A 25009-nucleotide genomic window follows, 5' to 3' on the forward strand; every position below is an offset into this window, starting at 1 on the left:
TAGACACCTTTACAATATCAGAATGGGGTTCTTTTTTCATCACTTAACAGGTGAAAATGAAAAAGTAAATTTAAGCTGCCGTTAGGCAGTTGGCACATGTTTCAACGAAAAGTATGAATTGTTCAGGCAATTATTTACTTATTAAATTTACTTTATGCAATGGTATTTACACACGATTATGACGTCAACTTAGAACATATTATTGAGGTCGGGCAAATTTTTGATTCGCGTCGCATTAGTTCTGACATTATGCGAGAAAATAAGACTCAGTAACGGAGCCGAAATTCGGTCGTTACTGAGTTTTTTTAATTTAATATTTTCTGAGCTAATAATAGACAACCTGTTATTCCAGCGTTATCTCCTAAACCAGGTGTTTGAACGTACTCGGCCATCGGTGGTAAAGCTAAGTAGCCGGCCATTAATTCTTCTAATTTTGCTTGAATCATAGGTAGTAGATGGGCTTGCTTCATTACGCCTCCACCTAAGATAATTCGCTCCGGTGATAAGACTAGCGAATAATTCATCAAGGCTTGAGCTAAATAATAAGCCGTGAACTCCCATGCTTTATGGTCTTTAGGTAAATCAATCCCTTTTTTACCAAATCGCTTCTCGATAGCAGATCCACTTGCGAGTCCTTCTAAACAGTCACCGTGATAAGGACACGAGCCCTCTCCCGTATCTTCAGGATGTCTTTGAACTTTGATGTGCCCCATTTCCGGATGAGAATACCCATTGAAAATGCCGCCATTAATGACCGCGCCCCCTCCAACTCCTGTACCAATCGTTAAATACAAACTGTTTGGAATATCTCTGCTAGCTCCTAATTTGTACTCGCCATAAGCTGCCGCATTCACATCGGTCGTCCAGTAAATGGGTTTACCAAACGCTTTTTTCAAATAGCCTACAAAATCAAATTGGTTCCAACCTGGTTTAGGTGTAGACGTAATGTAACCATATGTTTCTGAAGCTGGATTGACGTCAATCGGACCAAAAGACCCAATCCCAAAGCTGTCGACGTCGTATTTTCCAAAAAAATCTACTACGGCTTCCATGGTTTCTTCCGGAACCGTTGTGGGAATCGACAGTCGTTCAATAATATTTAATGCGTTATCTGAAACAGCGCAGACAAATTTAGTGCCACCTGCTTCAATTGCTCCTAGTAATGTCATATTTAATCACTCCTATTTGAATTAATAAACTGGGTTTGATGCGATTAAGGTTAAGTTGCTCCCTTTTATTTGGATGTCAGATGCTGAAGCTGGCGTTACAAAGGAATCTCCTTTGGTTAGTGGGTAGGTTTTTCCATTCACAATGAGTTCCCCACTTCCTTCAATCACCGTTGCTAAATAAACAGCGTTAGTGACAGGAATTTCTAAGTCGCCTGTCGCATCCCATTTAAAGACTTTAAAGTAATCATTCGTTAGAAAATGCGTCATTGCGCCACCCTCTTGTTGGCTCACATCTGCCACTTGTTCAGGGTCTTGATGAGGAATCAGCGACACATCAATAGATTGTTGGATATGTAAATTACGTTGCTTCCCTTGATTGTCAGTACGATCGTAATCATACACGCGGTAAGTGGTGTCTGAACTTTGTTGCGTTTCTAATATCATGACACCCCCACCAATGGCGTGAATCGTTCCATGTGGCACATAATAAAATTCGCCCGGCGTCACTGGCACTCGGCGCAGTAACTCGTCCCAGCGCCCTTCTTCAACCAATTGCTGGAACTCTTCTTTGGACTCCGCATTATGTCCATAAACGATTTGCGCACCAGGCTCAGCATCGATAATATACCAACACTCCGTCTTACCTAATTCACCTTCGTGCTCTTTTCCGTAAATATCATCTGGATGCACTTGAACAGATAAGTCTTCTTTCGCGTCCAGTATCTTTACTAATAATGGAAAGACATCATCATTTAATTCGCCAAAGAACTCACGGTGCTCTTCGTAAAATTGATCAAAGGCCATACCTTTAAATTCATCCGGCGATTCAATGGTCGAAACACCATTTGGATGCGCACTAATTGACCAGGCTTCACCAATACGGTCGCTTGGTAAATCGAAGTTAAATTCGCTTTTTAACTTATTGCCACCCCAAATTTTCTCTTGTAAAACTGGTTTTAAAAAAATTGGCTCCACTAAAACAGCTCCATTCTCATTAATTATATTTGGATTTCGAATACGCTCTCATCTGCTAATATTATCATAATAGTTGTTGAGTTGAAAATATTTACTGGATAAGATGTTTAATTAATTTCCCCTATGCTGGCGGAAGCAGGTCTTGAGATTTAGGTCTGGCTCAAGCCAAATGGCAATTTCATTTGGCTTGAGTTCGGGCAACTAAAGACAAACCACTACTCCATTTGGCTTGAGTTGCATTTTCAAAAAAAGAGAACCATAATTTTCTCAAATTACGGTTCTCTATGTAATCTCTAATTCATCTCTACAATTGTTCGACCAACGTGTGAACCTTCTTTTAAGGCGGTGATTGTTTCAGAAACGTCATCTAGTTTAATTGTTTTCGCGTTTAAATTATCAACAACATTCCATGAATCCGCCAAGTTGTTCCAGATTATTTCGCGTTCTTCTTGAGAAGCGTTGACTGAGTTGATCCCTAGTAAGTTAATGCCTCTGAGAATTAATGGCAAGACGGTTGTTTCTAATTTTACTCCCGCCGCATTTCCGCATAAACTCATGCTTCCCTTTTCTTGAATTTGCGAGATGAGAGTTGCGGCAACATCGCCTCCGACGGTGTCTAAGACGTAGTCGTATTTTTGAGAAGCAAGGGCTTTTTTCTCGCCAATATCATCTGCCCATAAGATTTGATGCGCGCCAATATCTTTAACAACTTTTTCCTGATAGTCTTTACGGATCATTGCTGTAACGTTTTGGTAGCCGGCTTTGACTAGGATGGCTAAGGCAATACTCCCTACGCCACCGGAAGCTCCAGTGACTAAAATTCGTTGATCCAATTTCGGATCCATACCATGCTGTTCAAGTGCTCGAACAGATTGGGCTGCTGTGAAACCAGCTGTCCCATAAGTCATAGCATCTTTTAAAGTTAGATTTTCTGGCACCGGAATGATCCATTCAGAAGGCACTTGAGCATATTGGGCTAGGCCACCCGTGTGATTCACACCTAAATCGTATCCTGTAATCAGTACTTCTTGTCCAACTTCAAAAGATTCATCTGTCGTTTTAACAATTTCTCCACTTAAGTCAATCCCTGGAATCATTGGGTAGCGACGAATCACGCCACCATTTGCTTGAGTAGCTAACATATCTTTATAATTCAGTGATGAATAGTGAACTTTGATTAAAACTGAACCTTCGTCTAAATTTTCTTGCTTTATTGATTCAACTTCATAACTTACGTCGTCGTTTTCTTTTCGTACAACGAGTGCTTTAAATAAATCCAATTTCATTCTCCTTTTATTCGGTGACTATTATTTTTTCTTGAGCAATATCACGAATTTGATAGAATAACTCTCTCACATCTTTATCCTCAACCTGATCAGCAAAGTCTGTTAATAAGTCGTAATTCACATGCACATCAGTCACTTCACCAAACTTATCTTGAATGGCTTCGGCTGCTTTTTTATACGGTTTAGTTTTTTTGGATGTTATATTTTTATAGTATTTTGCTGCATAGCGATTTTTCTTAGCATCTTTTCGAATATCATGAACCGTTTCATAATCTTCGAGATCCACTTCTTCATACGCTTTTTGCAATTTATCATTCTTTTTCTCTAAGCGTTTAGCAACATATTTATCCCAATCAAAATCTTTATCCAACTCTAATTCTTCAAGCGTTTCTTTAGTGGTTGTTAACGCGTCTTTGACTAGTTCAACATTCGTCACGTTAAATATGCGACGCATTTCTTTCCGGCGTTCTTTGCCTAATAAATTAAACGCATCATAAAAATACTCACTTAAATCTGGTTGTTCTAAAGCAACTTCTTCAGTAAATTCAGTCAATACATCGAGTTCGCGAATAGGTCCAAATACTTGCGCTGCTTCGCGAAGCGGCGCATTCATTGAATCATACGTCTCTTCACCGATAATCGGTTTGATAAAGTTCAATAAACCACGCAATTCTCTTATGCTCACTCGCAAATCATGTGCTATATCGCTATCAAAAGGATTATTAGAAAAATCCACGTACCGCGCTTCAATGATACTCAGTCGCTCCAGCAAAATATTTTTTACTTTTTTGTCATTCGATTCACCTCTCACTCTTTTTTTAAAATTGTTTTTCGATATCTTAAGTATAGCACTTACATCCGCAGAGCTAAAACAATATACTGTGCACAGGTGTTGTGTGGATATGTTGATAAAATGAAAAGTTATTTGCAAATTATGAACATGTGCATAAGTATTTTGATTAAAAAAATTCGCTTGTGCCATATAATTATACACAAACGAACTTAAGTAATTAAATTTCTTCAAAAATGACCGCACAACGGCCTTTTTCATCCATATCACTGACTTTTATAATTGTTAAACCTTTTTTATTCGCGTAATCGGCAATTTCTTGGTACAGCTTTGTCATTTGTGTTTTAAACACGCCACCATTCGCATCAAAATCTTCTACAATATATTTCCTTGCCATCCTTTGCCTCCTCAGTTTATTTGTTACTGCTATTTTAACACAAATACTATGGTACAATCTTTTATCACGCTTTTCTGAGAAAGTATTTTAAATCAATTCTTATTTTCTTGGCATAATCTTGTCACAATTAAATATCATCCTTAAGACTGATATCCGAATCAATCCTTAGCGTTATAATGTATATAGTCAAGAAAGGGTGTGTATTAATGAAAGTAAATAAAACTTCAAAAACAACTTTAGGTAAATTTGTCAAAGCCTTATTCAAAAAAGAAACACCACTATATATTAAAGGTATGGTCGGTGTCGCCCTAGCCTATACGATCTTCCCCGTGGATGTCCTGCCAGATATCTTTGGTCCCTTAGGTTTTGTTGACGACGCGGCAGTAATTGGTGTCTTAACTACGGTTGCGATGACTTTATTTGATAATTTCTATGAAAAACAAACTGGAGTGTCGAAAGTCGACCCTCAACACAATATTAAATATGCAGAAGTCGTGAATGACTAAATTCAATTATAATAAAAACGAGTATCGCTTGCTGTTTGCATGACAGTGGCTATACTCGTTTTTTATTATTTAATTTTCCAAACTAAGATGGACTATATATGTTGTAAGGTTCTATTCTTAACCTTTATATAAAAACTTAGTGGCGTAAATACAAGTACTAAAATAATTCGTACGTATTTTTCAATCATTTCGTTAATCATCGAAAGTGCATTTAATGCAGACATTATGGCGATACCAATTGTAAAAAAAACACCGATTAAAATACCTGTTCCAAGCAATCAAGTTAAATGTGGTATATAAACACCAACATTATCTTCACCCGCTACGATGGTGATGAAGAATGTATGGGTTTGAATTTTATTAAATCGTTCAATGACCATTTCAAACTCCAGTGATATGAATTAAAACCGCTCTCGGTAAATCGGCATCGACATACAACGCGGTCCGCCTCGACCACGGACTAATTCACTTCCTTGGATTTTATGTAATTTAATTCCTGCTTCTTCAAGCAAGGCATTTGTAACTGGATTACGGTCGTAAACAATTAACTCGCCTGGTGCAATCGCCAATGTATTGGCCCCGTCATTCCACTGCTCACGCGCCGCAGCTACTGGGTCTTCACCCCCACAACGAATAAGTGTTACTTTCTCAATGTTGAGAGCTGCTTCTAATATCTCTTCTAATGGAGCGGTTTCCTCTTCGATTTTCACTTCGCCGTCTTGACTTGTAATCGTATACACTTTTAATTGGTCTTCTATTTCAGGATGAATCGTGAATTTATCGTAATCAACCATCGTAAAAACTGTATCTAAATGCATGAACTTTCGGTTACTTCCAATGAGAAAAGCCAGCACTTGGCTGTAATCTGTATCTTCAAAGACATTTTTTGCAAGCTTCTCAATAGAACGCGCGTCCGTTCTCTGCGAAATCCCAATCGCTAAGACATCCTCAGATAGCACTAAGATATCTCCACCTTCAATATAAGTCGATTCATCTCGGAAATAATACAAAGGGACGGAGTTATCTTTGACAACTGGATGATATTGGAAGATATACTTTCCATATATTGTTTCTCGTTTGCGCGTCTCAGAATACATATGATTCAAAGAAATTCCTTGCCCGATTGTCGCGAAAGGGTCCCGAGTAAAGTATAAACTCGGCATCGGATTAATTAACAAAGGATAATCTCTATCCAAAGTATCAATCAAAGTTGTACCTTCTTCAACCTTGACTTCATCTTTTCTAAATCCTGTCATTGTCTTGAGTATCAGCTCGTAAGAATCTTCAATCGCTGTCAGCTTTTCTTTAACAGCATGGTAATGAGCACCCGGTTCTAAGCCTGATTCACTCAACCATTCCTCAATAAATTCTTCTCTCACATTCCCATTGTCAATAGCTTCTGCAGCTAATTTCTCTAAGTAAAGTACTTCGACGCCATTCTCTTTTAATACTTGAGCAAATGCATCATGTTCTTTTTGCGCCGCCTCCAAATAAGGTATGTCATCAAATAGTAACGCTTCAAGATTAGCTGGAATTAAATTTTCTAATTCAATACTTGGGCGATGTAATATTACTCGTTTCAACCGACCAATTTCTGAATATACTTGAATTAGCATGCTTGTCTTATCAGTCATCGTCTCTTCCTCTCTCAATGCTATATCGCTATCTTACCAGTTTGATGAAAGAGAGAGAAATGATTCAACTATCACTTAAATTAAAATCAATTCCACGATAAAAACAAGCATACAACTTGTGACTGCCACTTGAATTAAATTAGCGCCTCGCCAAGACATTAAAATGGCACCAACTAATGCTGCCAGTCCAGATAGAGGTGTCTGCGTCACTTGTAAAATAGCTGGGAAAGTCATAACTGATAAAGTAACATATGGAACATAATACAAAAACGACCGAATAAATGAGTGTTTAATTTGCCCTCTAGCTAAAGTCATTGGAATGACTCGCATCATATACAGTACTGCTCCACTGAGGAGTAGATAAAAATACACGCTATTCATCATGGATCACCTCATCTTCAATCGGATATCTAATTGCTGCAACACTTGCGATAATTACTGTCAAAACGATCGTCACGATTCCAGACGAAAAACGTTCCACAAGACCAATAACATCAGCAGTAAAACTCGCTACATAAGAAACAACAACGAAAAAAGCAATCGTCCGATTCACTTTTGCTGAAGGAATAACCGCAGCAATGAACATCCCATACAAAGCCACACTTAACGCACTCACTATACTCAACGGGAGTATATTTCCAGCGATGACACCAATAAAATTCCCAATCGCCCACCATAATAGTGATGTCATCGTTCCATAGTAGTAGTAAGGTTGAACGAATTTATTATCCGCTATTGATAGTCCGAATAACTCATCAGTTATACCTAGGCTAATTAAGAAGCGGTGTCCCATTGGGCTTTCTGGATGAACACGTTGGCTCAATGCCAAACTCATTAAGATGTAACGAGCATTCACAACAAGCGTGACTAATACCACTTCCACAAAAGGTGCATTCGACTCAAACAAGCTATACACAGCATATTGCCCAGCCGACGCATTTAGTAATAAAGCACTTAAGAATCCTTGTAATGGAGTAAGGCCAGCATTTCTCGCCGCAATCCCTAATGTAAAAGCCACCGAAAAATACCCAATGGCTAAAGGAATCGAATCCTTTAAACCATCTTTAAAATAATCAACATTTCGTTTCACACTCTCACCCTACCTATCTCAATCAATTTGATTGTCATATTGGTATTATATTATAGTTGGGTTAAAAAGCTAGCTAGCATTTAAAAGAGTTTGATTGTTTGGTTTGATTAAGGCGGTTAACTACCATATGGATTCTGGTATGGGAGGATAGACTTCGTTAACTAACATTTGTACATTCACAGTATATTAAATTGAGTGGAATAAATAAGTAAGTAAGGCCAATTGCCTCGCACTATGATTGCGAAGAATTCTAGGACTCGTTCAGAAAGATAAGATTAGTGTGAAGTGACCCGCATACAGAAATTAGTTTGTCCCGAATACACCAATCTATTTTTCTAAAATAAAAGAAGCCAGACAATTAGTCTTGGCTCCCAACAGCTCTTATTAATATGCAATAATACCGCTGACTGCTAATACTGCTTTACTTACCAATGATTCTAAATCAGCTTTTTCATCCAACGTATGCGCGCCAGACCCAATAATCCCCATACTACATAAGGTCGGCACTCCAGCTACAACCCCAAGTGATGCATCACTCACGCCTTCACTTTTATTTTTTATTAAATCTCCATAACCACAATCAGATCCAATTCTTATAAAATGATCTGCAAATTGTGCGACTGCCGGTGTAAATTCCATCGCGTCTAGATAAGATTCTATCTCGTAACGTGCAGTTGTGTCTTGAATGTGTGAATTACCGACTGCTTCTTCAAGGTCTCTGATTATTTCATCTTTGGTTGTTTGATTAGAAAAACGCGCAGCGATATTGGCTTTAGCGTGAGCGGGAATTGTATTGGTACTCACGCCGCCTTCAATCAGCCCGCAGTTAATCAGTTTGCCGCGCTGGATATCAGTTTTAGATTCCAACTCAATTATTTTATAGGCTAATTCAACGATAGCACTTCGTCCGGTAGCAGCACCGCCCCCTGAGTGGGCACCGATCCCCTCCACTTCTATCGTGACCATCGCTCCACCTTTTCGACTTACTCCGATATGTTCGCGCTCTGTAGCGGGTTCAAAATTCAACATCATGCTTGCACCAGTCAACTCTTCTAACATGACCTCACGCGTATTTGAATTGCGGTGCAATGTTTCCTCGTCTCCTATAAACAACATCTTGATTGGATGTTTCTTATAACCTAGATGAATTAATGCTTTCAATGTATAAAGGGCAATTACTAATCCACCTTTCATATCCGCAATGCCAGCACCTTTAGCAAAGCGGTCGTCCACCATTCGAAAACCATGCTCACTTAAAACACCCGGTTGAAATACCGTATCCATGTGTCCACTTAATACAATTGGTGCGTCGTTTTCAACATCTTCAGGTGTATAAATACTGACAATCGCACTCCCAGCATACTCCGTCTCAACGATTCGAGACACTAGCCCAAGTTGATCAAATTCTTGTTTGAAAATATCTATAATGGCGTCAACACCTTCAGATTGATCCGGCCCACTTTCAATATTAACGAGTTGTTTAAGCAGCGACACCATCTCTTCATGCTGCGCTGTCAAATAGTCTGTAATTTGTTTGTATAGTGTTTTCATTGAACTGCTCCTATTCTACATAAACATCTTTAAGCTGAATCACACCAATCGTATCCATCTCCATATTATGTACGTTACCTCCAACGACAAATGCATTTGTATAAAAATACAAAGGAACAATAGGCATGGCATCAACAAAAAGCGCTTCTGCTTCTAATAATAAGTCTTCTCGTTTTTCTAAATCGGTTTCTACTCTTGCTTTTTCGACTAGTTGTTGATAATTCTCATCTTCCCAGCCGGTATGATTACGTCCATTGTTTGTCGAATAATATTGCTCTAAAAATGATGCGATATCAGAATATTCATAACCTTCTCCGCGTCGACCTAATTGGTAATTCAATTCACTCATATTAGATAAATGAACTTGAAATTCTGTCGTCTCTATCTCAACGTTGATACCTAACTCTTCTTTCCATCCAGCTTGAACAAATTGTGCGACCGCTGAATGTTCTTCGCTGACATTGGTTGACATCGAAAGTTGTAATTCACTTGGTTCACTTAAACCTAACTCTTCTAATCCTTTTTCTAGATGATTACGCGCTTGATCATAGTCAGCATCCTCAATATATGCTACATCTTGAGTCGCGTTTGTTGCGGTCGGCCCAACAATTCGCAATGCTGCTGTTTGATTTGCTTTTGTCACATTAGCAATTAGCCCTTGTCGGTCCACGGCCAAGGCGAGCGCTTTTCGAATATTAACATTCGATAAATGAGGGTCATTTGTATTCATTGCATAATTATAAAAAGCTGCCATATCTGACATGTTTAAATCACCTGATTCTTTATGTATATCAATCATCTCAGGTGAAATCGTATGGAAAGGCATCCCTAAGTAATCTAAGTCACCGTTTAAATACATCGTATTAGCCGTCGCCATAGATTCCACGACTTGAACATATACCTTATCAAGTCGAACCGTATCACTGTCCCAGTAATTTGGATTCTTCTCAATCGTGTAATCACTTTGATGATTCCATTCACTTAGCATGAAAGGTCCATTATTGATAAATAATTCGCCAGCATTTTGAGCCCACTCTGGATGCTGGGATACAATCTGTTCTGGAATCGGGTATAGCTCTGGTAATCTACCCGTAAGCTCTAAAAACTGTGGCATTGGTTCAGTTAATGTCACTTCCAGCGTTAGGTTATCCACTGCCACGACTTGAACCTCTTCAACTGCCCCTTCACCTTGATGATAAGCTTCTGCTCCTTCGATGATATAAAGTTCACCTGCACCAGGTGAGGCAAGCTCGGGATTCAAAACCCTTTTCCATCCATATTCAAAGTCACTAGCAGTTAAAGGTGTCCCATCACTCCAGTTGGATTCTCTCAGATGAAACGTATAAGTTAATTGATCTTGACTGACATCCCAACTCTGAGCAACACCTTGTTCTACATCCCCTTCGATTGTCGGACGTGTCAGCCCATCAAAGATATTCGCAATTAATGCGACTGAATTTTTATCCGTTGCTAATCCCGGATCAACTACGGGTTCATTCGCTGTTGCTAAGTTCAATATCTGTTCCGATTCTGTTGCAGTCGTCTCCGTCGAAGTAGCAACCGAGAAAACAAGACCAATGAGCACTAATAGACTCACTCCATAAGCAATTTTACGTTTCATCTTTCCACCCTCTATTATTATTATTCAATTCCAAAGAAAAACCCGCCTAGAAAAAAATCTAAGCGGGTTCTCTAAAATAGATAATAATAGACTATTATCCTATAAACTCGCATAGATTTTTAAATCTATGCGAGCATGACGAATCAAGCTTCACACAGATGGAGTTGTACTCCACCAGAAGCTTACTGTAAATGGATTCAATTGTAATTGTGTTAAAGAATTCATTTGGATTCGTCCTTTCGTTGGTTATTGTTGATTATAATATACCACATTTATTTTAATTAACAAGATATATACTCATTTGATTTTAATATAATAACGCCGATACAATCAATACAGCAATCAGTGCAAGTAAATGTCCACCGTTTATAATAATAAATTGGTGTTTAAATCCGCGTCTAATTGATAAACCTGTTAAGTTATTGAACGTAATTGTTACACCAGATTGTGGTACTGCCGTTAATGTCGCTGATGCTATAACAGCAACTCGGTGAATAAGTTCAGGACTGATTCCCATTTCTAAGTAATTAGGCGCAAAACTTTCCATTACAATACCTAACGCACCAGAAGATGATCCCGTTATACCTGCGAGTAATGATGATGCGACAGCTAAGCCGATAATAGGATTACCGGGTATAGCCATAATCATATCTTGGATAATAGCAAATCCTGAGGCACTCGTTAATACGGAACCGAAAGCCACCGAACTCGATGTAGAGAAGGCTGGCATAACTGATCCGGCCGCACCATTACTAAGCACAGTGTTTTGAGATTCAATGTACTTATTATATAACACTGCACTTAAGATAATAGCTACTGTTAATGCAATTAAGATAATATGTGGTACTTTACTAAAGATTAATATAATCGCAATTAAACTAATAATTGGCGTTAAACTCAACATAACACTTGGTAAATTACCTTCATTCACTTCAGCTTCTTCAGGCAAATCAGCTTGCTTACTATCGCCTAAGTAACTGTAAAATGTTTCGTTTTTTCGAATGCTTTTATTTAGCTCAAATTTCATATAACCAAGTCCAAACAAAATCATCACGATAGTTGCTACGATACTCAAGAGAGGAGCAGATGTTAATGTTGTTCCTAAAGCAGTCGTAGGGACGGCGTTTTGAACAGATGGTGCTCCAGGTAACATTGACATAGTAAATGTCGCCATACCGAAGAATAATGGAATCGGGAATAGTTCCCAGTTAATATCCATTCGTTTGAATATCGGTCTAGCTAATGGTACAAGCGCGAACATCACCACATACAAACTAATTCCACCATAGGTTAATATAGCAGCAATCAATGATAGCGCTACCATTACTGCGTATTTATTTTTAAGCCCAACTTTGCTTAAAATAAAATTAGCAATGGAGATCGTTGCATTACTCTTCTCCATATACTGGGCTAATATCGCCCCCAACAAGAAGATAGCAAAGTTATTAATTAAGAAGCCAGCTAACCCAGCCATATAAGATTGTTCTGGTCCTATTAGACTAGCAAAAATATCCATCCGATTCGTTAAAATAACGATTAATGTGGCAAGTGGAGCCGCAATAACAATATGTAAACCTCTAACAGCCATCACAATAATAGCTATAATTGCAACTACAATACCTAAAATTCCTAGGGTTTCCATCAGAAACCTCCTTATTTAGTTTTCAAAACAAGCAGGGATTGAAGAGTCATATCTATATCAACCCCTATTTGTTCTAATTAAAATTAAACGCATCATGTTACCTTCGTATTCTATGAATTACTTAAACTTTCTGTCCTTCAACTGCTTCTAGAATCATCTTAGTAATTTTAGGTTTGTCGATTTTACCAACTGAATTTCTCGGAAATTCATTGAATTCTAAGTAAAACTTTGGAACCTTATGTACTGCTAATCGAGTCTTGCAATACTCTGCTAGGATCATTGCTGCATCTACACTCGGTTCATTGAGTATGACAGCTGCAGCTACAGATTCTCCCCATTTTTTATTAGGATATCCTACAACTATGACATCATGAATCAGTTGATGTCGAATCACGACCTCTTCTACTTCAGATGGGTAGACATTTTCCCCACCAGTAATTATCATTTCTTTCTTACGACCAACAATAGAATAGTTACCTTCTCCATCCACTTTCGCAAAGTCACCGGTTCTAACATAATTATTAAAAAATGCCTCTTTGGTAGCTTCTTCATTATTCCAATAACCACTGAACGTATGATTCCCTGCAATAAGTAACTCACCAATTTCACCCGGAGCTACCTCTTCATTTGATTCATCAACGAGTAAAATATCACTAAACATAATGGGTTTTCCAACAGATCCTCTTCTTGTAGAAGCTTCTGCTGGTGCTATCCAAAAATTATTTGGTCCAGCTTCTGTTAAACCATATGAATCAATCAAAGGTAAATCGGCATTATTAAAAGCATCATAGACATCACTTGACATCGGTGCGCCTCCAGATACAAATAAATCAACTGATGTCATCTCAGAGATATCTATTTCTTGTGTATTCATTAAATCATAGTACATTGTTGGAACCATGAAAATTTTCGTTGGTTGATATTCTTTCACTAACTCAAAAGTGAGTGTTGCTTCAAATGTCGGCTGAATAATAAGCTCACCTCCAGCCATTAACAGCGGTGTAACCAAGCTAAATAATCCGGCTGTATGGAACATAGGCGAGATTGTTATCGTTCGATCATCTTTCGTTATTCCCCAACTTGGTAAAGAATTCAATGCATTGCTAATCATAGCTCGGTGACTAATCATAGCCCCTTTTGGCTGCCCTGTTGAACCACTTGTATAGATAATAACTGCTGGATCTTCTTGTTGAACTGGATAATTTCTGAATTCTGTTGTCTTATCATTATTTACGATAATGTCATATTTAACACTATCCACGTCAATCAATCTAAAGTGTTCCGTTTGATAATAAAATGGATATCTAAAGTCTGACTCATATGCAACGATTACTGGTTGATTATTATTCAGTATAGACATTAATTCATTTTCTTTTAATCGCCAATTTATAGGCGTAAATATCGCACCTATTTTAGTACAAGCAAAGAGAAAATCTAGATGACTTATACTGTTTTGAGCAATGAGAACTACCCGATCACCGTATCCTACATCTTGTTGCCTTAAATACGTAGCTAAGTTAACCGCTCTTTGATTTAACTGTTCATAACTCCATTTTCTATTAAGTTTCGGATCCACAACAGCATTGCGGTTTGGTGTTAAATTTGCTCTTCCAGCTAACCAATCAATTTTCATTGCAACGAATCCTCCTTATTTTATTTTTTATACATTTTATTTAAACTTGCTGAAATCTGCACGTTTTCCAGCAATCGTTGCTTTTAAGCCTACTAAAGCTTCTTCAGATTTAAATATGTCAGATAAGCGTGATAATTCATAATCGATACCATCATCAATAGATAAATTCGTTTGCTTATCAATAATAAGTTTAATCTCTTTAACTGAGTTTGGTCCTTTAAAACCAACAGTTTTTGCCGTCTTTTGTGCAAACTCTTCAGATACACCATCAGCAGCTTCACCTGCTAATGTTTTTTCAATATTTTCATCCGAAAAGGCTGTTAGTATTTCTTGGTAATCTGTAGGTATTTCACGATCAGCGTACTTATCAAATTGTCCTGCTTCAACTAAATCGCTAATCGCTTGGTTGATTTCAGCTGGCTTCACTAAACTAGATACAATTCCTAATTCATGAGCTTGCTGAGCTGAAATGCCGCGTCCTGTTAATACATAGTATTTTGTTAATTCTTTACCTAAGTGTTTGTTGAAACGTAACATTCCACCGTAACCTGGGTAAATTCCTAAGCCACTTTCTGGGAAGCCGAATGATCCTTTATCAGTTGCAATAATCGCTTGAGTAGATAAAGCTAATTCAGATCCACCACCAAGTGATAGGCCATCTAATACTGCGATCGTTAATTTATCTGACGTTTCGAAGCGTCTGAATAAATCATGTCCTCTTGCAGTGAAGCTTACAATGTCATCTACTTTGTCGTTTTGTGCGCCATCTAAGAAGAATTTCAAGTCAGCTCCTGCAACGAATGCTTTACCTGCTCCTTTGAAGACAATCGCTTTAACAGAATCATCTGCTTCAGCTTTGTTAAATGTTTCTTCCAGTTGTGCAACCACTGTTGGATTTAAAGCGTTCATCGCTTCTGGACGGTTAATTGTAATTGTCGCAATGCCATCTCTTACTGCTAAATCAATGTAGTTAAAGTCAAATGGTTCACCTGATTCAGCTTGTTTACTTAAGATTGATGCAACTGGGAAACCAGGTCTAGAATCACTGATTTCTTTCACCATTTCATATGTTTCTTTCACACCATATTGGTTAGCTAATTTGAAAGGTCCAATCTTCCATCTTAAACCTACCATCGCTCCACGGTCAGTATCTTCAATTGAAGCAACGCCTTCATCAACGAGAGCAGTTGCAGCACCGATGGATACACCTAAAAGACGTCTAGAAATTGTTTCGAATTTCGACTCATCGACGTCACCATCTTCGACATCCCAAAGTTCTTTAGAGTTTACTTGATCTTCTAAAGTTTTTGGTGGTGCATAGAATTCACTAATTTCAGCAGCTAAAGTATTTGCTGAGTGATACGCAATTGGGATACCTGACGCATTCATTAATGTGAATGGTCCCATGCCAATCTTAAACGTTTGCTCTGCAGCTTTATCAATCGTTGCTTTATTTGCAACACCTTCTTCATAGATGCGTACACTTTCTGTTAACCATGGTACGAAGAATCTGTTAACAGCGAAACCTGGTGAGTCTTTAACTGTAATGGCTGTTTTATTATGTAAATCAGCGAAACGATTGGCAATCGCAACAGTTTCTTCACTTGTTCCTTCATGTGAGATAATCTCTAATAAGCGGTTCTTAGCTGGATGGAAGAAGTAGTGCATTCCGATAAAGCGATCTGGACGGTTAGTCACTTTTGCTAAGTCACGAATATAGAAACTTGATGTATTCGAACTTAGAATTGCTTCTTCTTTTAAGATGCCATCTAATTTTTGAAGTACTTCTGTCTTCACACCCATATCTTCAAAGACTGCTTCAACAACGAAGTCGATATCTTTTAAATCATTATAGTCAGTTGTTAATGTAATTAAATCTAATGTTTCTTTCACGTAGGCTTCAGTGAAGACGCCGCGATCAACACCTTCATTTAACATGTCTTTAATTTTTTGTAGTCCATTTTCAACTTGCTCTTGTGTCACATCTACTAATGTCACTGGAATACCTTCTTGAGCAATCTTTTGGGCAACTCCTGATCCCATTGTTCCTGCTCCGATAATCGCAGCTGTAAATTGTTCACTCATTCTTTCACTCCTCAAATTTAAATCAAATGATCTTTTCTAAAATTATTTATTGTAGTTTCCGTTCTCTAATAATAGTGCGATACCTTGTCCTCCACCGATACAAGCTGATGCAATCGCATAGCGAGCGTCTGGCCGGTTCTTGAATTCATATAATAATGACGTAATAATACGTGCACCTGACATTCCTAATGGGTGTCCTAAAGCAACTGCACCACCGTGTGGGTTAAAGTTGTTTTTGTAGAAATCAGAATCTTCTTCAATACCTAATTCAATTAAACATCCGATTGTTTGAGCAGCAAATGCTTCGTTAATTTCTAAGATATCAATGTCTTCTTTTAAGTCTAAGCCTTGACGTTCAAGTAATTGGTTAATAGCGTAAACTGGACCAAGTCCCATATATTCAGGTTCGCAACCAGCAATTTGATAGTCTACAACTTTTGCCATAACTTCTAAGCCTTTTTCTTCAGCTACAGATTTAGTTGTAAAGATTTCGAAAGCCGCTCCATCGTTTAATCCTGAAGCATTACCAGCTGTTACAACGCCATCTTTTTCAAAAGCTGGTCTTAGCTTAGCTAAGCTTTCCATACTTGTACCTGGACGAGGGTGACCATCTGTTTCTACAGTTGTAACTTTCCCACGACGACCTGGTACATCAACTGGAACGATTTCCTGAGCGAAGCGCCCATCTTCTAAAGCTTTAGCTGCTTTACGTTGAGACTCAACGGCGAATTCATCTGAACGTTCACGTGTAATTGAATACTTACGCGCTACGTTCTCAGCAGTGTTACCCATATGCCCAACTCCAGAATCTTTACCAGATGCAGAACGGTGTCCTTCTAAGTTAGCATCAATAAGAGTTTGATCTCCCATTTTAAATCCATCGTACCGAACTGATTCTGGTAAGTAGAATGGAGCTCGAGATAAAGATTCTGCTCCTCCAGCGGCAACCATCGTTTTGTTCGATAATAATAATTCTTGTACTGCAGAAACGGCAGATTGAATACCTGATCCACAAATTCGATTAATTGTCATCCCTGTCATGGCTTTAGATAAGCCGGCGTTGATTCCGATAATATTCCCCAAGTTATTCGTTGTTTGTGACCCTGTAACGTGTCCAACAATAACCTCTTGAATATCTTCTTTAGCTACATTAGCACGCTTAATTGCTTCTTCTAATGCGATAACTCCTAAGTCTTCAACTGGAACTGTTTTTAAGTCTCCTAAATATGCTCCTACAGGTGTACGCGCTGCTCCAACGATTACAATTTCTTCTTGTTTTTGCTTTAACATGTTTTTCTCCCTTTCCTAGTACAATGATTCGATTATTTTTTAAGAAAAGCCTTGTATAACGAACATATACAAGGCTTTAAATGTCAGTCTTAATGGCTTAAATAAATGCCCCGATACCTGTGTAGTAACGTCCAATGATTAATGAATTCACTTCATGTGTTCCTTCATATGTATACATACCTTCAATATCAGCGAAGAATCTTGGAATATCATATTTAAGTAATAAGCCATTTCCTCCAGCAACTTCTCTAGCTAATGCTGCTGTTTCTCTTGCTCTTAATCCATTATGTAACTTAGCCATTGATGACGCTTCTTCTTTATAGATACCTTCTTCTTGTTGCTCAGCTAAACGGTAAGCAAAGGCTAATGTTGCTTGTGCGTTCATTGCCATACGAGCTAATTTCTCTTGAATTAATTGGAAACTAGCAATTGGTTTTCCAAATTGTTCACGTTCACGTGTATATTTTAATGCAGCTTCAAATGCTCCTGCTGTTGCTCCAGCTAGTAACCATGCTACGTCTGAGCGTGTATTACGAAGGATTTTAGCAACGTCTTTCCATGAGTTAACCTTTTGAGCACGTTGAGACTCAGGTACTTTTACATCTTTCATAATAATCTCCGCATTTGGCATCGAACGGAAAAATGCTTTCTCTGGTGTAACAAAGGTCTCTACTCCTTCTGTTTCTCGTGGAATATAGAACATTTTAACTTGACCATCTTCAGTATCACGTGCAAATATTGCTAACATATCAGCAATTGATGCGCCTCCAACCCACTTTTTGTGACCGTTTAGTGTCCACGTATCACCGTCACGTGTTGCAGTTGTTGCCATTCCTCCAGCTACGTCTGATCCGTGATCTGGCTCTGTCATACATAATGCTCCCCAGTTATCAAAAGAGCGGACACCTGGCATTAATTCTGCTACCTGTTCTTCACTACCACCTAAACGAACACATTCATGGTATAATCCACCATTTTGTGTATAGAACGTTCCTAAAACTGGGTCAGTTTTTGCAATGGTATACGAACGGAATCCACGGAATAATTGAGAAATATAACCATCTTCGCGGCCTTCTAATAGACGAGGATCGTCCATTAAATTTAAGTCTAAAATTTTCTGTACTTCTTCTAATGGGAACGTCGCATCATGCCAATGCTTTGCTAATACAGGGTGTAAGTCATTTTTTAATACTTCTTCTAATTCAGCTAAAACTTCTTTTTCACCCTCTGTTAATTTTGATGAATAGTTATATAAATCTGAATAGAAAAACTTTTCTTCTTGAAAATCCTTATCTGCTCTTGACTCTTTAACCATTTGTAAGTCCTCCTAATTTTTTGTGCTTTGTATCTTGAATATGTATTATGCCTTCAAACTATTTTCTTTAATAATGTCTTTTAAACCGCCCCAATTTTCTTGGAAAATATCTGGGTTCATTTCTTTTAAGTCTTCTGAAATTAAAGGTTCAAATTCCATGTAATCTAAAATGTCTTTCTGAACATCTACACCTGGTGCGTATTCAATTAATCTGATTCTTCCATCATGCAAATCAAAAACTGCTCGCTCTGTTACATATAGAAGTTTTTGTCCATTTTCGGTAGCGTACTTACCTGAGAAACTGACTTGCTCAACCTTATTAACAAATTTCGGTCCTTTACCTTGATCAGTAATAACTAATTTTCCGTCTTCAATGTGAGCTTTTCCACCAATTGTAAATGTTCCAACGAAAACTAAATGATGCGTATTTTGCGAAATGTTAATGAAACCACCTGGGCCAGGTACTTTAGGTCCAAATTTTGTTACGTTATTATTTCCTTCTGCATCAATCTCACCAATACCTAAAACTGATAAATCCAGACCGTTACCATCATAGAAATCAAACTGGTTTGCCATTGGTATTGATGCTTCAGCGTTGCGTGAACCCCCGAAGTCTAAGCCACTATTTGGCTTACCACCCCATAATCCCATCTCTAAAGTAACTGTATACTCATCTGCTACTCCCTCTTCAGATGCTACAGAGGCGACCATATCTGGTGTTCCAATACCTAGGTTGATTAATGAATCCGGTGACAATTCCATTGCTGCACGACGTCCGATAATCTTACGTGTCGTTAACGGTAATGGTTTCTCAGATCCTAATGGTACTTTTACATCGTTTGAGAACTCTGGATTAAAATACGTACCCATTGTTTGGTAGTGATATTCTGGTTCAGATTCAACGATATAATCAATTAAACCACCTGGAACAAGAATTTCTTTAGCATGAAGTTGACCATTTTCAACGACTTTTTTAACTTGAGCAATAACTATACCGCCCTTTTTTTTAGTCGCCATAGCTAACTCAAGTTGCTCTAATTTACATGTCTCGTCTTGTACGTTTAAGTTCCCGTTCTCATCAGCGTATGTACCACGGATGAATGCAACGTCAATATCGAAATCTGGATATTTTAGCCACTCTTCTCCATCGAATTCAACTAATCGAACTAGCTCTTCAGTCGTCTTTGGTGTTGATTTAGCACCTTCTAAACGCGGATCCACGAATGTCTTTAATCCAACTTTTGTTAAGAAGGGTTTCCCACCAGCGATTGATCTATATAATTGAGTGAATACTCCTTGAGGGAATAAGTATGCTTCAAGTTTATTGTCTACAATTGCTTTTACTGTGTTTGGAGATGATCCAACATGTCCTGCAATGATACGTTTTAATAAACCATCTGCTAATAGGTGGTCTGCACCTCTTCCAGGTGTATTATTACCAATTCCACATGACCACATAAACGTAATATTTTTAGGATGTTGCTCTTGTTCGTAACGTTCTTTAACTCCTACTAATAATTGTTCTGGTAATCCTCCGAGTCCAAAGGTTGCTGTAGCTAATAAATCCCCATCATTAACTAACTTGGCTGCCTCTAAATAAGAAATCACTTTACTTTTTTTTGCCATTTAAATTCTCCTTTAATGTTTTATTACTTTAAACATTTTTTTGAACTTGATTCGATTTAAATTATTCGTAGTCGTAGAATCCTTTACCAGCTTTCTTACCATTTCGCCCTGCACGCATCATGTTTTTCATTAATAAAGGTGGAGCCCAACGGTTGTCAGCAAACTCTTTTTGGAAGTACTCCATCACAAAGTATCCGATATCTACACCTGCATAATCTTGTAACTCAAATGCACCCATTGGATGGTTTAATCCGTAACGCATTGCTTTATCAATATCTTCTTTTGATGCAATACCTTCTTCTAAGACTTTAATCGCTTCAATAAATTGTGGAATCATGATACGATTCACAATAAATCCGGGTACGTCTTTTTTCACTTCTACAACTTCTTTTTTAGCACTTTCAGCTACTTGGCGTAACGTTTCGACTGTTTCATCTGATGTCTCTAATCCACGAATAACTTCAACTAACTTCATAATTTGTGCTGGATTAAAGAAGTGCATTCCTGCAACACGTGATGGATTTTTAACTACTGAAGCAATCTCAGTAATTGACATTGATGAAGTATTTGTTGCTAATACAACATCTTCACGAACAATCTCATCCAACTCTTTAAATACTTGTTGTTTGATATCCATATCTTCAATAACAACCTCAATAACTAAATCAACATCTTTCATATCTTGTAGTGAAGTTGTTGCTGTAATTCGATTTAGAACCTCTTGCTTACCTTCTTCTGTTAACTTACCTCGCTTAATACTGTTATCCATGAATTTGCTAATTCGATCTAAACCAGTTTGTACGTACTCTTCTTTTATATCTCTTAAGATTACTTTATAGCCATTAGTAGCCATCACATTCGCAATTCCTGCTCCCATTGCTCCTGCTCCAACCACTCCAATTGTTTTAATATTTGCCATTTTTCTTCCGCCTTTCATATCGGTTATCTTATTTATACTCATATAATACCTTTAACTGAAAGCGGTATCATTGTAGGTTATGCGGAAAAAAATTTTGATTTTTGAACACTTTGTAGGAAAACGTTTTCAAAAAGGTCAAAGAGATACAAAAAAGCTTCGCTATTAAAGCAAAGCTTATTCTATAATCATCTTATTTAAAAATATCATTTCCATGAAGTTCATATAATTTATATGCTAAGACAAGATTAAATCGTTCATCGAAATTATCAAGTTCAAGATCTAAAATTCCTTGAATCTTTTCTAGGCGGTAATTTAACGAACTCCTATGAATGTATAATTCACTAGCTGTCGCACTCACATTACCATTATTCGCTAAAAAGACTTTCAATGTGTCGAACAAATCAACTTGTTGATTATCTGATAATTCATATAACTTTTTTAGATAATTATTAACAAACAACTCAGACGCTGGATTCTCCTTGACCCAATTAAGTATTGTGTAAGATCCCATTTGGTCAAAAAAAGCATATGGTTGTTCAAATTCAGATTTTAGTAAAATATTCGTCACTTGTTGGGCTTTTTGATAATTTTCATAATATTGACTTGGTATTTCAGCAACCCCACCGATTCCAATGACAAAGTCTATCGCATATCCATTTTCTTCTATAGAACGCTTCAAGTAATTGTATTGATTCTCCCAGTAGTTTTTCGAAATTACTTTAGTTACGGGCGTAAAAATCACTAATTGATCCTCGATAACTGCTGTAATGACCTTACTATTATAATTTGTAATCAATACACGCATAAGATCAATATGTTTATTGGTTTTTGCCTTTTCTTCAATGATATTCTGAGCTGAATACTCTGGTAAGCTTATTCTTAAGATTGAAATTCTATGAGGCATATACAAATCCCAGTTAAATAAATTGGCATATTCTAAAATGTCCTGTACATCCTCAATAGATTTGTACAACAAACGCTCTACAAATGATCCTTTTATTTGTTCTTGAGCATTGATTGCAATTTTTTGTTTTGTAAATTGTAATGAATATACGTTTTTAATCATATTAATAGTCAAGGCTAGGAGTTCCATGTCAAAATTATCTGGCAAAGCAATTCCAATATAAGCATGTATTTCTTTACCATCAGATATTGGCATACCATCAAAAATATAATCTTCATTAATAACAAAATCAAACGTCACTTGTTTTAATGTGCGATTCTTTCTAGCGTACATTCCAGCTTCTTTAACTTCTTGCTTTGAAAATACATCATCATCGTGTAAGTAAAAATCTATCACATTGAAAAAGCGATCATATAAGATGATACTACTATTAAGTAGTTCCCCTAACTTCTCATTCATTTCTGTAAAGCCATCTGATTTTATTGTAAATTTCATCATTTCTTGTTGAACCTTAAGCATATTCTCTAATGCTTTCTTCTGTTCTTTCTCTTTATTAATCAGTTGCATATTTTCATAGTTAACTGAAAAGTAATTTCCAAATATTTCTAATTGATCTAAATCATAGCCAGTATAGATGTGCTCTGAGTCTTTCTCAGCATATAAAACGCCAATTAATTCCATATCTACGGTTAAAGGAACCGTTATTGAATGGTGACCCACTCGCTCTACGTTTGGAAAGTATGTATTCAATAAATTATCTTCGGTTAATTCGATAATACTATCTTTCTTTACATATCCATAAGTTGCTGGTTGCATAATTAAACTGTTCTTTTCTTCATTAAAGAGATAAATAGCTGCAGAATTTGACTGTGATTCCCTTCCACTAAATCCTGTAACAATCGATACAAGTTCATCCACTGTTGTATCATGATCCTTTTGATTAGCTATTAGGTGCATATCAAACATTGATTTTCTTTTATGTTTGTTTCGATTAATCAAATCTAATACAATCGCTACATACTCACCTAATTCATCAAAATGACTTCGCATCTCATCATATAGTATCGTATCTTCTTGGTATCCTACAATAACGAGACCGTGAGCTATATCTTCATCTGAGATTGGCATTGTAAACCACGTTGAAAAATTGTTGTCGTCAAAATAATTTCTTAATACCGAGTCGTGTGCTAATAAATCATTTTCTTTTGTCATACTTCCTTCTAATAATAATGGATTAATATCTTTAGCTGGAAATGGAAATAATACATCGAGCTTAGAAGATTCTTCTCCACTCGAGTTCATTACTAATTGATCTCCTTCGATTATTCCAATTGCGACAACATCGCAATTGAAAACATTCAAGAATGAATCCGTTATATACTTTAATACTTCTTCTCGTGTATCAATTTTCAACATCTTTCGACTTAACTTGCTCAAGTGAACTGTTAATGAGTCTATAAATTTGCTTTTATCTTGCTCAATCACTTCATGTTCTCCCATTCATACTTCCTCCTAGAAACCGCTATCATTTCATTCAACTTTATTGTAGCATATTCAATAATGGTTTAGGTTATTTCTTTTCCACCCTCAACTTCACGTCATTTTTCGCATAAAAAAATACCTTCCTAATCTATAAGAGGTATCTTTCTGCACGTGACAGGGATATTTAGCTTACTTATTAAATATCTTTGGCCCTTTACGCATGTTTTTTATATTATTTTTTGGCTCGGCCATTTTTTTAGATCTTCCGCCACCAACCTGTTTCTTTTTAATAATCTCTAACATTTTCTCTTTTGAATTCATTCTTCCACCGCCTTCATCTTTTCTTCTACACACTCTGTTTATATTAAGGGTTTATAGTTTGTTGTTTCATTCGCAGAACTCATCTCGTGACGCCACTGACCTCTGTCTATTTTCACAATGAATCATTTTACCTGATAAATTGTCAAGTAACAACTTTTTATTTAAACGGAATACAGTCTCATCAATTTTTCAATATCTAATTTACCTGGGTCGCTCATATCAACGAAATAAGGTAGCTGCCATTCCTGTGTTTTTGTCGCTTGATTGCTAGTCGGTATATCCCAACTAGGGTAAACTCTTAATGCCATTTTCCCTTTTGTAGAGCTTGAAATGAGGATGCTTTGTCTGAAAAGCTCTTCTTTTGGTAAAATGAATTGGCCAAATTCATTATCACTTTTAAATACCGTAACAACTAATAAATCAGGTGCCGCTGAGTATTTATAAGGTTGGTTTTTATTATTATCATCTTTTTCCCAAATGGCAACAAATTGTCCTACTTTTGTTGGTGTAATATTTGCGACTCTAAAACGGACTGATGTTGATGATACTTTAAAGACACCTGCTCCGTACTTAGCATTTTGTTTCTCTTCTTGGATTGATGAAATCGCAATGCCATTTGGTTTATAAATCTTTTCATTTATATATGATCCTGAATAATTCATACCTCTATAATTTAAGCTGGTTTCTTGAATAAATTAATCGTTCTTGGAAAAATTGGAAATTTTTCTACAAAATAGTGCGTTCTCGAAGTAGATTTTAACTAAATGAACCTT

The 25009-nt window shown here is 37.1% G+C and carries 21 protein-coding genes; 1 reads left to right on the forward strand and 20 read right to left on the reverse strand.

The window, feature by feature from the left end; all coding sequences use genetic code 11:
- Window positions 1-305: 305 nt before the first annotated feature.
- From ACEN33_RS07410 to ACEN33_RS07430, 5 genes are all read right to left on the reverse strand, one after another.
- Window positions 306-1169, reverse strand: a complete 864-nt coding sequence (locus ACEN33_RS07410; protein WP_407089311.1) for an ROK family protein — start codon at window positions 1167-1169, stop codon at window positions 306-308.
- A gap of 21 nt (window positions 1170-1190) precedes the next feature.
- Entirely contained in the window at window positions 1191-2144 is a 954-nt protein-coding gene (gene manA / locus ACEN33_RS07415; RefSeq protein WP_407089309.1) for a mannose-6-phosphate isomerase, class I, read from the reverse strand.
- A 293-nt stretch (window positions 2145-2437) separates the two neighbouring features.
- Window positions 2438-3430: a YhdH/YhfP family quinone oxidoreductase gene (locus ACEN33_RS07420; protein WP_407094814.1), complete on the reverse strand. Its 993-nt coding sequence runs from the start codon at window positions 3428-3430 to the stop codon at window positions 2438-2440.
- Window positions 3431-3437: 7 nt separating this feature from the next.
- The gene (locus ACEN33_RS07425) at window positions 3438-4166 is read right to left on the reverse strand and encodes a CHAD domain-containing protein (protein ID WP_407089353.1); all 729 of its coding nucleotides are present in this window, start codon (window positions 4164-4166) and stop codon (window positions 3438-3440) included.
- A gap of 274 nt (window positions 4167-4440) precedes the next feature.
- Window positions 4441-4617 (reverse strand): hypothetical protein, encoded by a 177-nt coding sequence (locus tag ACEN33_RS07430; RefSeq protein WP_197104304.1) that lies wholly within the window; start codon window positions 4615-4617, stop codon window positions 4441-4443.
- A gap of 206 nt (window positions 4618-4823) precedes the next feature.
- Here ACEN33_RS07430 and ACEN33_RS07435 point away from each other — a divergent pair, with 206 nt between their 5' ends.
- Window positions 4824-5123: a YkvA family protein gene (locus tag ACEN33_RS07435; protein ID WP_407094815.1), complete on the forward strand. Its 300-nt coding sequence runs from the start codon at window positions 4824-4826 to the stop codon at window positions 5121-5123.
- A gap of 401 nt (window positions 5124-5524) precedes the next feature.
- Here the strand turns inward: ACEN33_RS07435 and arcA are convergent, their stop codons facing one another.
- The 15 genes from arcA to ACEN33_RS07510 form a co-directional block, all read right to left on the reverse strand.
- Window positions 5525-6757, reverse strand: coding sequence for an arginine deiminase (arcA, locus tag ACEN33_RS07440; protein ID WP_407089306.1), 1233 nt, complete (start codon window positions 6755-6757; stop codon window positions 5525-5527).
- Window positions 6758-6832: 75 nt separating this feature from the next.
- Window positions 6833-7141: an AzlD domain-containing protein gene (locus ACEN33_RS07445; RefSeq protein ID WP_171031310.1), complete on the reverse strand. Its 309-nt coding sequence runs from the start codon at window positions 7139-7141 to the stop codon at window positions 6833-6835.
- Complete coding sequence (locus ACEN33_RS07450; protein ID WP_407089305.1) at window positions 7131-7847, reverse strand: AzlC family ABC transporter permease; 717 nt, start codon at window positions 7845-7847, stop codon at window positions 7131-7133. Before ACEN33_RS07450 ends, ACEN33_RS07445 begins: the two co-directional genes overlap by 11 nt.
- Window positions 7848-8231: 384 nt before the next feature.
- The gene (locus ACEN33_RS07455) at window positions 8232-9398 is read right to left on the reverse strand and encodes a M20/M25/M40 family metallo-hydrolase (protein WP_407094816.1); all 1167 of its coding nucleotides are present in this window, start codon (window positions 9396-9398) and stop codon (window positions 8232-8234) included.
- A gap of 10 nt (window positions 9399-9408) precedes the next feature.
- Window positions 9409-11019 (reverse strand): peptide ABC transporter substrate-binding protein, encoded by a 1611-nt coding sequence (locus tag ACEN33_RS07460; protein ID WP_407094817.1) that lies wholly within the window; start codon window positions 11017-11019, stop codon window positions 9409-9411.
- 307 nt (window positions 11020-11326) lie between these two features.
- The gene (locus ACEN33_RS07465) at window positions 11327-12661 is read right to left on the reverse strand and encodes a GntP family permease (RefSeq protein ID WP_407089302.1); all 1335 of its coding nucleotides are present in this window, start codon (window positions 12659-12661) and stop codon (window positions 11327-11329) included.
- A 121-nt stretch (window positions 12662-12782) separates the two neighbouring features.
- Window positions 12783-14294, reverse strand: a complete 1512-nt coding sequence (locus ACEN33_RS07470; RefSeq protein WP_407089301.1) for a class I adenylate-forming enzyme family protein — start codon at window positions 14292-14294, stop codon at window positions 12783-12785.
- Between the two features lie 36 nt (window positions 14295-14330).
- Window positions 14331-16379, reverse strand: coding sequence for a 3-hydroxyacyl-CoA dehydrogenase NAD-binding domain-containing protein (locus ACEN33_RS07475; protein WP_407089300.1), 2049 nt, complete (start codon window positions 16377-16379; stop codon window positions 14331-14333).
- 42 nt (window positions 16380-16421) lie between these two features.
- A complete protein-coding gene (locus ACEN33_RS07480; protein WP_407094818.1) occupies window positions 16422-17669 on the reverse strand; it encodes a thiolase family protein in 1248 nt (415 codons plus the stop codon).
- Window positions 17670-17766: 97 nt separating this feature from the next.
- A complete protein-coding gene (locus ACEN33_RS07485) occupies window positions 17767-18984 on the reverse strand; it encodes an acyl-CoA dehydrogenase family protein (protein ID WP_407089298.1) in 1218 nt (405 codons plus the stop codon).
- 45 nt (window positions 18985-19029) lie between these two features.
- Window positions 19030-20610 carry an acyl CoA:acetate/3-ketoacid CoA transferase gene (locus ACEN33_RS07490; RefSeq protein WP_407094819.1) on the reverse strand — a complete coding sequence of 527 codons (1581 nt, stop codon included), beginning with the start codon at window positions 20608-20610 and terminating at the stop codon, window positions 19030-19032.
- Between the two features lie 61 nt (window positions 20611-20671).
- Window positions 20672-21529 carry a 3-hydroxyacyl-CoA dehydrogenase family protein gene (locus ACEN33_RS07495; protein WP_407094820.1) on the reverse strand — a complete coding sequence of 286 codons (858 nt, stop codon included), beginning with the start codon at window positions 21527-21529 and terminating at the stop codon, window positions 20672-20674.
- Between the two features lie 190 nt (window positions 21530-21719).
- The gene (locus tag ACEN33_RS07500) at window positions 21720-23933 is read right to left on the reverse strand and encodes a helix-turn-helix domain-containing protein (protein WP_407089295.1); all 2214 of its coding nucleotides are present in this window, start codon (window positions 23931-23933) and stop codon (window positions 21720-21722) included.
- 171 nt (window positions 23934-24104) lie between these two features.
- Window positions 24105-24236 carry a hypothetical protein gene (locus ACEN33_RS07505; protein WP_268951509.1) on the reverse strand — a complete coding sequence of 44 codons (132 nt, stop codon included), beginning with the start codon at window positions 24234-24236 and terminating at the stop codon, window positions 24105-24107.
- A gap of 161 nt (window positions 24237-24397) precedes the next feature.
- Window positions 24398-24898, reverse strand: a complete 501-nt coding sequence (locus ACEN33_RS07510) for a MepB family protein (protein ID WP_407094822.1) — start codon at window positions 24896-24898, stop codon at window positions 24398-24400.
- Window positions 24899-25009: the final 111 nt, after the last annotated feature.

The sequence above is a fragment of the Ruoffia sp. FAM 24228 genome (assembly GCF_045528575.1).
GTDB classification, from domain to species: domain Bacteria; phylum Bacillota; class Bacilli; order Lactobacillales; family Aerococcaceae; genus Ruoffia; species Ruoffia halotolerans.